Source organism: Spirosoma sp. 209 (assembly GCF_002006735.1).
Classification (GTDB): domain Bacteria; phylum Bacteroidota; class Bacteroidia; order Cytophagales; family Spirosomataceae; genus Spirosoma; species Spirosoma sordidisoli.
In genome coordinates this window covers 503,015-516,341 of record NZ_MVEC01000001.1, presented here as the reverse complement: position 1 = coordinate 516,341, position 13,327 = coordinate 503,015, and the positions used below count along the sequence as shown (strand labels likewise).

Genomic DNA, 13,327 nt, shown 5'->3' with positions numbered 1-13,327 from the left:
GAATTAGTGCGTATACCGACGTCGGCGAACTACCTGCCAGACCAGACCGACCAGCCCTACCAGCGCCAGCGGACCGAGCAGGTTCAGCAACTGCCAGCCCGTTCGGTTGGCGTTGAGCCGGATTTTGTCGAGTGGGCGCAGGGCTACCGACCGGGTACGGGCCGCGATGACGCCGTTCGGGTCGACCAGATAGTCGACGGCGTTAAGCGCGAAATCCTTGTTGGCAAACGTACTGCGCGTGAACCGGTCGAAGCCGAGCGGATAGGGCGTGTTTCGTTTGTAGTCGACATCGTTGATGACCAGATCGCCATCGGCGCAGATCAGTACCCGGCTCGGCTCGCCACTGGCCCTGAACCCGGCGGCCCGCGCATCGCCCGGCAGAATCCGGTTGGCGTATACGGACTGAAACCGGCCTTCGAGCAGGCAGCCCACCAGCCGAACCCCACCCGTGTAGGTTTGCGGATCGGGTTGCTGACGGGCTTCGTTATACGAGATCAGCGCGGGCGTTTTCAGCACCTGCGTGTAGGGCGAAGTCATCAGCAGCGGAATTTTCCGGATGCCCGGCGCCTGTACCGTATCCAGGGTGCTGATGAACCGGCCCAGTACCGCGTCGAGGTTTCGGACAATGGGATTGCCGGAGGTGCCGAAGTTGTTCAGCAGCGGAAAAAATCGCCACGGCAGCAGCTGAATATTGGGTTTGTCGCCGAGGTTACCCACGTTGAGCGGGATGGGGGCGCAGTACATATCTTTCACCACATCGCGGTTGACGCGCACGCCCCATCGGAAAAACAGCTCGTCGAGGTTGAGGTTCAGCGGCTGGGCGTAGTTGCCTTCGTTGCTGACACTGTCGATGCGCTGGCCGTCAACGAAGAACAAGGCCCGTCCGCCGTTGACGACGTACTGGTCGAGCTTAAAGAGTTCGTCGTCGGAAAAAGGACGATCGGGTTTGGGAACCAGCACGGCGTCGAGGCCCGTAATGGGGCCGGGTTTGCTCAGATCGATGAAAAACAGGTCGTAGCTCTGCTGCACGGAGGCCAGCAGGTCGGCAAAACGTGACGGCGGCACCTGCGTATGGCTGTAGAGTAGCCCTACCCGCCGACGGTTACCCTCGGTTTGGGTCAGCTTCCGGATGGCCGACGCCAGTTCGAACTCCACCCCTTCGTACGACTGGTTCAGCTGTTCTTCTTTCGAGGCCGCTTTGTTGCCTTTCAGCAGCAGTACGGCCGTTTCTTTGCCCTTGTAGGAGACGATAGCCCCCGGAAAAACCAGCTTTTCGGTGCGTTTGCCGCCTTCGTTCGCAACCAGGTTGGTGGGGAGCAGACCGCGCTGCTGGAGCCGATCGATGAGTTTGTTCTTTTCGTCTACGTTCGTAACTACGTCGGGGTCGATGAAGCGGAAAGTAACGGTCTTGCCCGCCTGGACCTGAAACTCGTCCAGCGTTTCGCGCACGGCGTTTTCGAGTCGTTTAAACGCGGGGGGCAGATCGCCGGTGAGGTATACGTCGACGTGAATGTCGTCGGGAAGTTCGGCCAGGAGCGTGCGGGTAGCGTCGGAGAGGGTATACCGTTTCTCTTCGGTCAGATCGAGCCGGAAAAACACAAAAGCAGACAGCACATTGACGGCCACCAGAGCCGCCACAATCAAAAGCGTTTGTACCGAAGCGGATTTCATACAACTATAGTAACGAACAAATACCCCCAAAATGTCTCCCCTGTAGAGACGCGATCCCTCGCGTCTCACATGCGTCAGCCATTGGTTTCGCGTCTCACATGCGTCAGCCATTGGTTTCGCGTCTCCTATGCGTCAGCCATTGGTTTCGTAGGAAAATTGGCTGGCACCCAGGAGACGCGAGGGCCGGTGCGATCGCGTCTCTACGCAGGGTTCCGGTGGGCAAGATACGGGATTTTGGCGTGTGGTGCCTGCCAGGCTGTTTCCACGAGCGCCATAGCCCGCCCATGCCCCAGGCTCATATTTGCCTGGTCTTCTTAACATTCCCTAAATACTCTGGTTAAAAAGTAGAGTAAACTAACTACCCGATCATCATGGCAAAAACAACGGAATTAGCAAAAAGTGGTGTGCTTGATATAGCCCCTGTCGACCCGATTCCGAGCGGATCGAGTCTGATCAATGTCGGACCGACCGAGCGCTACCTGTCGGTGGGAGCCGGTGCGTTGCTGCTTACCATAGGGCTTCGGCGCGGAGGGCTGGGCGGATTGCTCACAGCCGCCCTGGGTGGCGTACTGACCTACCGGGGGGCCACTGGCTACTGCCCCATCAACAGCGCCATTGGCCGCGACACATCGGGCGAGAAAACCGAAACCGACGTGGTCGAAATCAGCAAAAGCGTTACCATCAATAAACCCCGCGAAGAGGTGTACCGCTTCTGGCGTCAGCTGGAGAACCTGCCGCTATTCATGCAGCACCTCGAATCGGTTACCCAAACCGACAACCTGCGGTCGCACTGGGTTGCCAAGGTGAGCACCGGCAATGCGCTAACCCGGGCTTTACCAGCCGTGGAATGGGATGCCGAGATTGTGGAGGAGGAAGAAAACAGCCGCCTGGTCTGGCGTTCGGTACCGGGCGCTACCGTCGATAATTCGGGCGAGGTCCGGTTCATCGACGCGCCGGGCAACTGGGGCACCGAGGTGCATGCTACCATCAAATACCGCGCGCCCGAAGGCATTATCGGCGAAGCGGTGGTAAAGCTGTTCAACCCGGCTTTCAAACAGATGATCAAAGAAGATATTCGCCGGTTCAAACGCCTGCTCGAAGCGGGTGAAATACCGACGATAACCGGCCAGCCGTCGGGCCGGGCGAACGAGCACGAGTCGATCCCGAAGAAACAACCCACTAAACACAAGGAACATGAAGGCGTTGTGCTATAACGGAAAATACGACCTGCGCGTGGAGCGGGTACCTGACCCGGAAATCCTGAATCCGCGCGATGCCATTATCAAAGTCCGGAAGACAGCCGTTTGCGGGTCAGACCTGCACCTGATCAACGGCTACATCCCCACCATGCGTGAGGGTGACATTATCGGTCATGAATTTATGGGCGAGGTCGTAGAGACGGGGTCCGGCATCACGAACCTGAAAAAAGGCGACCGGGTATCGGTGGCGGCAACCATCGGCTGCGGTCATTGTACCTACTGCTCAACGGGTTCCTACTCCCTCTGCGACAACTCGAACCCCAACGCGTTCATGCCCGAAAAAATTATGGGTGATTCGCCGGCCGCCATCTTCGGATATACCCACTCGTTTGGCGGCTATGCGGGTAGCCATGCCGAGTATATCCGGGTTCCGTTTGCCGATGTGGGCATGTTCAAGGTAGACGAACGGCTGACCGATGAGCAGGCGGTATTCCTGGGCGACGCGTTTCCGACTGGGTTCATGGCGGCCGACATGTGCGGTATCCAGCCGGGCGATACGGTAGCGGTATGGGGCTGCGGTGGCGTTGGTCAGATGGCTATCCAAAGCGCATTTCTGCTGGGGGCCGAGCGGGTCATTGCCATCGACCGCGAGCCCAACCGACTCGAAACCGCCCGGCGCGTTGGCAAAGCCGAAACCCTCGATTTCTCGAAAGTCGACGTACTCGAAGCGCTCCGCGAGATGACCGGCGGCCGGGGTCCCGACCGCTGTATCGATGCCGTTGGCCTGGAGTCGGTAGATGATAGCGTACAATACTATTACGATAAAGCCAAGCAGTTTGCGGGGCTGGAGATCGATCGGGCTATTGTTTTGCGTCAGGCTATCATGGCGTGCCGCAAAGGCGGGACGGTATCGATCGTGGGCGTCTACGCCGGATTCATCGACAGTATGCCGATGGGCGCAGCCATGAACAAAGCGCTCACGTTCCGGATGGGGCAGCTCCACGCGCAGAAATACATGCCCCGGCTCATGGAGTACGTAGCCAACGGACAGGCCGACACCGGGTTTCTGGTAACCCACCGCATGTCGCTGGACGATGGCATGAAAGGCTACGACCTCTTCAGCAAACGTGCCGACGATGTCATGCGCGTCGTATTCACCCCGTGATTATTGAGTGAGTTGTCTATTGAGTGATTGAGTGAATTGTTTTTTGTGTCGACCAGGCCGTCCACTCAATCACTCAATAGACAACTCCCTCAGTTAAAACCCGCCCCGGTCGTAGAAGCTGCGACGGCGGCTCAGTTTGAGCTCCTGCAGAATGGACGAGCGGGCGCGCAGGTCGAAGGAGTAGTTGCCAGCCCGGATGTTGCTGCCGGAGTAGGGCGTCCAGTTGAAGGCCATCTCCCAGCAGTGGAGGTCGCGATTGATGCCGATGGTCGTAAGGGTCGGGCTGCGGAACTGGAAGTCGTAACCGGTCTGCACCGTTATTTTCCATTTGGGCGTCAGGCTCAGGTCGCCCGTCAGGGTCAGTGCCTGAACCACCTGCGATAGCTCCGGCGTGAGTTTGGTAAGCCCGAAGGTGTAGCTCATGTTGATCGACCACGGAATATTGAAGTCGACGTACAACTCGGGGTTGTTGTTGATGGCCTTCATCTGGGCCTCGCTGGCGTTGGCGCTGGTTTTGGGCTTGTCGGCCTGTTTGGGCGCAAACCGGGCACTCAGATACGCCTGTATGTTGGTGAGCCGCAGCAGCCCCTGTCCGGCCTGAAAAGCGTACAGGTTGGGCACCCGAACGTACTGCTGGTTGACGTATTCGGTCGTGTTCAGGATCAGGGGCGAGTACGTCAGGGGCGGAACGGGTATGGTACCGAACGTATAGGCCTGGAGCAGATACTGCGGAGTGCCGCCGTAGCCCCGGTTAGCATACGGATCGAAGGTCGACGAGAAGTTGAAGCTGATGTTCTTGAAAATCTGCGTGTTGGCGTTGACCGAAATGGGCGAAAGCTGGTAGTCGGGCGCCAGAATGTTGTAACTGCCCGTCAGGCTGATATTGTCGAAGATCGGCACCTTCTTGAAGTCCTGCCCCGTTGTATCGCCCCGCGTTCTGACTTTCATCTCCAGCTGATTGACAATGCCGAATGAGATAAACGCCGACTCGGTACTGCCGCTGCCACCGCTGCCGCCCAGGCCCCTGAACCGGGAGAGCGTACGGCGATAGTCGGGCAGGGCGGCCAGGCTTCCTACGGCCGGCAGTACCTGAAACTGCCCGAACGAGGGGTTCGTAAAGTCGGGTATGTAGCTGAACGATATGGAGGGCGCTACCGTATGGCGAATGGCCTCCACGCGTTTGCCGCGGATGAAGTACGTGCCGTAGAAGCGCGTGTTCATGCTGGCGTTGACCGAGAAGTTATACGACGGGAAAAAGCCCCGGGCCGTATCGATCCGAACCGCGTCGTTTTCCTGAACGTAAACATAATCGAGCCGTTTGCTGTAGATATCGCCCTGCAGGGCGAAACCCGGCGTCAGGTTGATATACCGGAACAGCTTCAGGTTGGGCAGCGAAATTGGAATGCTGTAGCGGGCCTGTACAACCCGGTTTTCCCAGATCCGGTCGGCGTTGGCCAGGCTGAAGGCAATCAGGTTCGGGTCGGACTCCACGATACCCAGCCGGATGTTGTTGGCCCGGCGGGTGCTGTCGAGAATCCGGTCGATGGCGCTGATGGTTGGGATGTTAGTGATAACCGGAAAACCCAGTCCCGTGGTGTCGACCTGCCGGCGGATGGTATTGTTGATCGTGATGGACCCGCTAACGTCCAGACCGACCCGGAAACTCTCGTACCAGCGGCCCGTACCCCCTTTGAGCGCGAAGGGCGAGATCTGGTTGATGCCGAAGTTGAAATCTGACGACACGTCGGTTTTGCCGTTCTCGCGCACGCCGGTGCGCTGGTTTACCTGCCCGAACTGCTGGTTCACCCGGACGTTAGCCCCGGCCCGTGCAAACTGCCCGAAGGTGCGGCTGTACTGGACCGACGAACCCGCCACGTTGGAGATGTACTGCTGCTGGTTGAAGGAGTTGAACTGGTTGTAGCTGTTGCTGCTGACGTTTACGTTGGCCGAAAAACTACCCCGCCCGCGCGGTACCGGCGAGTGCGACCAGGTAAAGGCAAAGTCATTACGCGGGGTTTGGGTGGTATCGACCCGGTCGCCGGAGCGGTTTCGGTTAAAACGCAGGTCAACACCCCCGCTGTAGCGATACCGTTTGTTGTAGGCCGAAGCGACGCCCAGCCCCCAGCTCCCCCGCGAGTAGATCTGTCCTTTGAACTGAAGCCCCAGGTTCTCGCTCACGGCCCAGTAATAGCCGCCGTCGCGCAGGTAGAAGCCGCGTCCGTTGGGTTCTTCGCCGTACTGCGGCACGATAACGCCCGATACCCCGATTTCTTTTCGCTTCGGAAACGGGAAAAACCCAAACGGCAGCCCGATCGGAAGCGGAATCTGGTTGATGACCAGGTTGAAGGGCCCGGCCACGACCTGCCGGTTATGAATCACCTTCAGTTTGCTGGCATTGATGTGAAAGTGGGGCGTTGCCAGATTACAGGTGGTGTAGATCGCCTTGCCGATGTAGAGGTTATCTTCAGCATCTTTTTTTACCGTAGTGCCCCGAATGTTGCCCTCGCCCTGCTGCGTAATGACGCCCTGGATGCGCCCTTTCTTGCTTTTGAAGTTGTAGCGAATCTCTTTGGTATCGTATTTTCCTTCGCCATCCTGAAAAATGGGTCTTCCGATTGTCTTCTTTGTTGTCGAATCATACCGACCTTTGGCATATACTTCGTTAGTAAGATAGTTTAGACGGATATAGTCGGCTTTTAGCGAGATGTCACCGTATTCAACGCTGGCATCGCCGAACAGCTCGACCGTCTGGCCATCGGCAGCGTAGATGGTAGAGTCTTTGGCCTGATACTTGACTGTTGTACTGAACTGATCGGCCTGGGTCGTATCGGACAGGGCGGTGTCACCGGCGGCTACACGCAGCGAGTCACCACCCACCCGGCGCTGGGGCCGAACGGTGCTGGGCGATACAAGACCGGGTTGCAGGCGTCCGCGGGTGCTGGTCTGGGAGGCTGGGGTAGTGGCCGTGGTGGTCGTCGCGCCGGTCGATGTGGTGGAGGCCGGGTTATTGGAGCGGGTGGCCGGGTTAGCGACCGAGGGCACGCCGGAGGCTGCGTTCGGCACGCGCTGGGCGGGTACCGTGGCGGGGGGAAGTCCACCCTTGTCGGGCTGTACCGACGTTGACTGCGGAGAGGTTGTTGCCTGTGCCAGTGCTACATAGCTGCCGAAGAGCAGAAGTAAACAAAGTGCGGCTCGAAGCCATGCCGGACGTGCTGGAAGGGGCCGCAAAATAAAGTATCCTTTTTTCAGTTCTATCAAAAAAATTACATTTGCCAATTGGCCGTTAAGCCTATGGCTTACAAAGGTATTCACGAACAATTATCCCACTATCGCTTTGAAACGTTTTCAGCCGTTAAAAATTATTAAATCAACCGGTGTTCGGGCGTTGTTGCTGGCTCCCGGAAAAATGACAACCGGTTTGCTGATAACGCTGCCGCTGCTGGCCATGACCGTGGTCTCTCCGGACGTTGTTCAGGCTGATCTGAATCAGGATACTATTCGCACCAGCCAGGAAAGCAGCGAGGAGTCTGCCGCCCCCAACCGGCTCCGCACCATCGTGCTCGACGCCGGTCATGGCGGTAAAGATCCCGGTACACACGGCCGATATGCCAAGGAGAAAACCATCAACCTGGAACTCATATTGCAATTAGGCCGGAAAATTAAAGCAAATCATCCAGACGTTCGCGTTATCTACACCCGGGTTTCGGACCACTTCGTCGATTTATACGAGCGGGGGGCTATTGCCAACCGGAATCGGGCCGACCTGTTCATCTCCATTCACTGCAACGCCAGCCCATCCAGCAACCGGGTTTATGGCACCGAAACCTACACCCTGGGGCTGCACCGAACCCAGAGTAACCTCGACGTGGCCCGGCGCGAAAACGCCGTAATCCTGCAGGAAAAAAATTACCAGCAGACCTACAAAGGCTTCAACCCCAACTCGCCCCTGGCCACCATCATGCTGGCCAATTATCAGCATGCGTTCATGGAAAGCAGCATCAACTTTGCCGAAAAGGTAGAGCGCAGCTTTCGGCGGAATGCCGAACGGAAAAGCAACGGCGTAAAACAGGCCGGGTTTATCGTACTCTGGAAAACCACTATGCCCAGCGTTCTGATCGAAAGCGGCTACCTGACCAACCCGGCCGAAGAACTGTATCTGAAGTCGGACGAAGGCCAGAAAACCATGGTCAACGCTATTTACAAGGCGTTTGAACAGTACAAAGAAGAAATTGAAGCCAACGGGTAAACCGACGGATCGGCGGGCGGAAGCCTCCAGACACGACACGGGACGAACGGTGTAAAATTGCCGTTCGTCCTTTTTTCGGCGTTCAGGGGCACAAACAGGCGCCGAAGATGGTTATACGTTAAGTCTAATTGGCAGGTGTACCCCGAGCAAGGCGGCTCACCTTCTTCACACGCATGAAACTATCGCAGGAAGTAAAAGTTGGTTTACTGGCTGTCGTCTCGCTGATGATGCTTTATTTCGGATTCGAGTTCTTGAAAGGGTCCGATTTCTTTTCCAATAACCGAACCTATCAGGTCATCTACGACAACGTAGACGGGCTGACATCCTCTAATCCCGTAAGGATCAACGGCTTGTCGGTTGGGCAGGTCAAATCAATCGATATTCTTCAGGATCAGGGCAATAAGCTGCTGGTAACGGTGGAGCTGAAAAACGACATCCGGGTTACGCAGGGCTCGCAGGCTATCCTAGCCGACGATGGGCTGCTGGGCGGCAAATCGATTCGGCTGGTCGTTAAACCCGGCACGCCCCAGCTGGAAGAAGGTGGTCAGCTGGTCGCTACCAAAGAAACCGGCCTGACAGCTCTTATCCGCGAAAAAACCCTGCCGGTGCTCAACAACGTCGACTCGCTGACGTACCAGCTCAATCGGGTGGTGGCTCAGTTTGACCAGACGGGCGTTGTGCTGAACAAGACACTCAACAGTGCCAATGCCGCCGTTGGTACGCTCGACCTCACCATTGCCGAGAACCGCGCTGGCCTCCGAACCACGCTCGCCAATGTGAACCGGCTGTCGGCTTCGCTGATCGAGACGGAACGCCAGCTCAAGCCTATTCTGGCCAAAGCCGATACGTTTGCCGACTCGCTGCAGGGCCTGCAGCTGAAGCAGACGCTCGGCAGCGTGAACAAAACCGTCGACAACCTGCAGCGGATTCTGGGCGACATCAACAACGGTCGGGGTTCGCTGGGTAAACTGGCGTCTGATGAGCAGCTGTACCGGAATGTAAACGCTACGACCGCCAGCCTCGAAAAACTCCTGACCGACCTGCGCGAGAACCCCAAGCGCTACGTCCATTTCTCGCTCTTCGGCCGCAAAGACAAAACCGGCACGGCCACCGGGACGCAGCCCACCAGCACAACAGACGCCACCAGCCAGGCCGATTCTACCAAGTAAAGCACAGCGCAGGCCGTTCCATCATACCACCCCTTCCATGGCCTCAACCGCATAGCGTCGGTAGAGGTTGAGGTACGACGGCGCCTGCAAGACCATGGCTCGTCCGGGCCTCCACCGTGCAGCGTCGGTAGAAATCGACGGCCCACCCGCATGACCAGGCGACCAGGCCCGTCAGGGCCTATACAGCGCAGCGTCGGTAAAATCGGTGGGCACCCGCAGGATCAGGCCCGTCAGGGCCTATACAGCATAGCGTCGGTAAAATCGGCGCGCCCACCCGATCTATGGCCCGTTAGGGCCTATACAGCGTAGCGTCGGTAGAAATTAACGCCCCACCCGCATGACCAAGGCCCGTAGGGCCTACACAGCGTAGCGTCGGTAGGGCGATGCATCCAATATTTCATGAGCCGTCAGGTATACCACCGCGATTGTGATGTACCTGACGGCTCATGTGCCGGGTTAACCCTAAACATTGCTGATCAATTTCTACCGACGCTGCGCTGTATAGGCCCTGACGGGCCTGGTCGTACGGGTGGGCCGCCGATTTCTACCGACGCTGCGCTGTATGGGCCCTGACGGGGCATTCGTTGGAAATCCGTTAGTTAACCAGGACAACGCCCTTGTCTTTGGCCATCTGGTTGATGCGCATGAGGTTGGTTTCTATGGTCATTTTGAGCTTCCCCAGCTGGGCGTCCACTTCCTGCGTGAGCTGACTACGAACCTCTTCGCCCTGTTTGGTTGGGCGGAAGTCGCCCTGGGCCTGCTCGCTCATGAGGTGCGCCAGCCGGTTGTTGAGCTTGATACCGTAGTTGAGCGGGTCCTGCACACTCATGTTCCTGGTCTGGTGAATGTCGTTCTCGATGGTCTTGAGCTCGTCTTCAAACTTCTTAATGACGTCGTTTATGTCTTTGTTCTTCTCGTCGGACCCCATCTTGTTTTTGAGATAGGTCAGGTCTTCCTTGATCTTCCGGAGGTTGATGATGCCTTCGTTGGCTTCCGTTACCTTGTTACGCACTTTCATCAGGAAATCGAACTGGGCCTGATAGTCGGCCGGTGTCGTTTTCAGCCGGGGGTCTTTGAGGATCTCGAACGGCTGGGTCTGCGATTGCCCGTTTACCGTTAACCTGACCTGGTAATTGCCCGGTACGGCTTTGGGACCGAGGTTGGGCGATCCGTAGAAGACCATACCGGGAAAGGTTTTATAGCCGGGGTAGCGCATGTCCCACACGAAACGGTCGCCCCCCGATTTGACTTTCAGCAGGTCGGCTTTTTCTTTCGCTTTCGTGCTGAACGAGCGGATCAAGGTACCGTTGCTTTCGAGAATGTCCAGCCTGACCTCCGCAGCCGGGTCAGTTTTTTTGATAAAGTAATGAATCATGACGCCGTTGGGGTGATTTTCGCCTTCGAGCTGCGCGTCGCGTTTGCTGGTACCGGCCATGCGATAGGTAGGCATCGGCTGGTAGAGAATGGCTTCTTTGGCGGCCAGGTCGCTCCTGAGCTGGTGCAGGGGCGTCAGGTCATCGATCAGCCAGAAGCTACGGCCGTGGGTGGCGGCAATGAGGTTATCGTTCTTGATGGCCAGGTCGTGGATGGGTACCGGAGGCAGATTAAGCTGAAGTTTCGACCAGCTCTCGCCATCGTCGAACGATACCCAGACGCCCCGCTCGGTGCCGGCATAGAGTAGTCCTTTTCGCTTCGGATCGGCCCGGACCACCCGAACAAACTCGTCTTTGGGAATCCCTTTGGTCATCACCGTCCAGGTTTTGCCGTAGTCCAGCGTCTTGTAGATGTAGGGCGTGTAATCGCCGAACTTGTACGAAGTAGCCGCCACGTAAGCGCCCCCTTTCACGAACGGATTGACCTCCACCGAATTCATCATGTTGTACTTCGGCGACACGGAGGGGGTAACGTTCTTCCAGGTTTTGCCGCCATCTATGGTGACATGGATCAGTCCGTCGTCGGACCCCGTCCAGATTTCGCCTTCGGTATAGGGCGACTCGGTAGCGGCAAACACGTTGGCGTAGTACTCGGCACCCGTGTTGTCCTGCGTAATCGGCCCGCCCGACGATTTAATGGTTTCGGGCTCTCCCCGCGACAGATCGGGGCTGATCACCTCCCAGCTTTCACCACCCGTGTAGCTGACGTGCAGATGGTTCGAGCCGGCATAAAGCTTTTTCGGGTTGTGCGGGCTGAAAAAGACCGGGTAATTCCAGTTGAAGCGGTATTTCATGGCATCGGCTCCCGAACCGGCGGGCAGGTCGGGGTGTACGTTGGTAGACCGCTCCTGCCCGGTAGCCAGGTCCTGCATGGTCATGTAGCCTTTGTAGTCGCCCCCGAAAACGACCTCGCTGTTGAGCGGGTCGGGCGCCAGGTGGGCACTTTCGCCGATGGCCAGCGCTACCCAGTCTTTTTCGGTCACGGAAGCGCTGCCCGTCCGGTGCGAAATCCGGACGCTGGAGTTGTCCTGCTGGGCGCCGTAGATGCGGTACGGGAAATGGTTATCGGTCGAAACGCGGTAGAACTGCGCCGTTGGCTGGTTGTGGTAAGTTGTCCAGTGGTTGCCGCCATCGGTCGAGACCTGAGCGCCCCCGTCGTCGGCAATCGCCATGCGCTGGTTGTTGGTCGGGTCGATCCAGAGGTCGTGATGGTCGCCATGGGGCGCATTTTTCAGCTCGAAGGTTTTACCACCGTCTTTCGATACGCCGTAGCTGACGTTCATGACGTAGACAATATCCTCGTTCTGCGAGTCGGCATAGATGCGGCAGTAGTACCAGGCCCGTTGCAGCAGCGCGCGGTCCTGATTGATGCGGGCCCAGGTTTTGCCGGCATCGTCGGACCGATAAACCCCGCCAGCGTCTTTGTTTTCGATGATGGCCCAAACCCGGCTGGAGTTTTTGGGAGATACCGTTACGCCGATGATGCCGTTGATACCCGAGGGCATGCCCGACTTATCGGAGAGGTTTTCCCAGGTGTCGCCCCCGTCGGTACTTTTCCAGAGTTTGGAGTCGGGCCCGCCACTGTCCATCCGGTAGCCGTTGCGTTTCATGTTCCAGGTGCTGGCGTACAGGATGCGCGGATTATTAGGGTCGAGCACCAGATCGGCAGCGCCCGCCTGATCGTTGATGTACAGGACTTTTTTCCAGGTCTGCCCCCCGTCGGCACTGCGAAAAATACCCCGCATCTCATTGGGTTTCCAGAGGTTGCCCATGGCCGCTACGTAGACCAGGTCGGGGTTTTTGGGGTGAATACGGATGCGGGCAATGTGTTTCGAATCGGTCAGGCCGATGCGTTTCCAGCTGGTGCCGGCGTCGGTCGATCGCCACATTCCCGTACCCGAAGCCACGTTGTTGCGCAGGGTCTGCTCGCCTTCGCCCACGTAGATCACGTTGGGATCGCTCTCGGCCACGGCCACCGCGCCAATGCTCCCGCCGAAATAGGCATCGCTGATGTTTCCCCAGGTTTGGCCGCCGTCGGTTGTTCGCCAGACGCCCCCGCCAACGGTGCCCATGTAATACAGATTGGGGTTGCCGGTCACGCCCGTAACGGTACAGGAGCGCCCACCCCGAAACGGACCCAGCTCCCGCCAGCGCAGCCCCTCATAGGTGGCCGGGTCGAAGGAGACCGTTGCCGGTGTCTTTGGCGATTGGCTGTAGACAAACTGGCTAACAAACAGCGAGAGAAAAATGTAAAGGAAAGGTGGCTTCATAGAACGTATAGATTGAGGACAGGAAGTCATAAATAGCTCACACAGAGCCGGCATTTATAATTTTCTTAAACTTAGCGATTGTCTATAATTTAATCTGACATTAATCTGTATTTCATTATTTTATATTGAAAAATCTATAAAAATCAAAATATGATGGTTGTCGGCTTGGCGGCT

At 57.4% G+C, this 13,327-nt stretch carries 7 protein-coding genes; 4 read left to right on the top strand and 3 right to left on the bottom strand.

Annotation, left to right across the window (positions count from 1 at the left end; all coding sequences use genetic code 11):
* Window positions 1–3: 3 nt before the first annotated feature.
* The gene (gene gldG, locus B1C80_RS02285) at window positions 4–1,671 is read right to left on the bottom strand and encodes a gliding motility-associated ABC transporter substrate-binding protein GldG (RefSeq protein ID WP_077919415.1); all 1,668 of its coding nucleotides are present in this window, start codon (window positions 1,669–1,671) and stop codon (window positions 4–6) included.
* A gap of 371 nt (window positions 1,672–2,042) precedes the next feature.
* Here gldG and B1C80_RS02280 point away from each other — a divergent pair, with 371 nt between their 5' ends.
* Together B1C80_RS02280 and B1C80_RS02275 are read left to right on the top strand one after the other, a co-directional pair.
* A complete protein-coding gene (locus B1C80_RS02280; RefSeq protein ID WP_077919414.1) occupies window positions 2,043–2,885 on the top strand; it encodes an SRPBCC family protein in 843 nt (280 codons plus the stop codon).
* Complete coding sequence (locus B1C80_RS02275; protein ID WP_077919413.1) at window positions 2,866–4,035, top strand: zinc-dependent alcohol dehydrogenase; 1,170 nt, start codon at window positions 2,866–2,868, stop codon at window positions 4,033–4,035. Before B1C80_RS02280 ends, B1C80_RS02275 begins: the two co-directional genes overlap by 20 nt.
* Before the next feature lie 93 nt (window positions 4,036–4,128).
* Here B1C80_RS02275 and B1C80_RS02270 read toward each other — a convergent pair whose 3' ends face one another.
* The gene (locus B1C80_RS02270) at window positions 4,129–7,263 is read right to left on the bottom strand and encodes a putative LPS assembly protein LptD (protein WP_369822668.1); all 3,135 of its coding nucleotides are present in this window, start codon (window positions 7,261–7,263) and stop codon (window positions 4,129–4,131) included.
* Window positions 7,264–7,441: 178 nt separating this feature from the next.
* On the opposite strand from B1C80_RS02270, the gene B1C80_RS02265 reads away from it, so the two are divergent.
* Complete coding sequence (locus tag B1C80_RS02265) at window positions 7,442–8,281, top strand: N-acetylmuramoyl-L-alanine amidase (protein WP_077919616.1); 840 nt, start codon at window positions 7,442–7,444, stop codon at window positions 8,279–8,281.
* A 173-nt stretch (window positions 8,282–8,454) separates the two neighbouring features.
* Window positions 8,455–9,450: an MlaD family protein gene (locus tag B1C80_RS02260; RefSeq protein ID WP_077919412.1), complete on the top strand. Its 996-nt coding sequence runs from the start codon at window positions 8,455–8,457 to the stop codon at window positions 9,448–9,450.
* A 595-nt stretch (window positions 9,451–10,045) separates the two neighbouring features.
* Here the strand turns inward: B1C80_RS02260 and B1C80_RS02255 are convergent.
* On the bottom strand, window positions 10,046–13,153 hold the full coding sequence (locus B1C80_RS02255; RefSeq protein ID WP_077919411.1) for a sialidase family protein: 3,108 nt from the start codon (window positions 13,151–13,153) through the stop codon (window positions 10,046–10,048).
* Window positions 13,154–13,327: the final 174 nt, after the last annotated feature.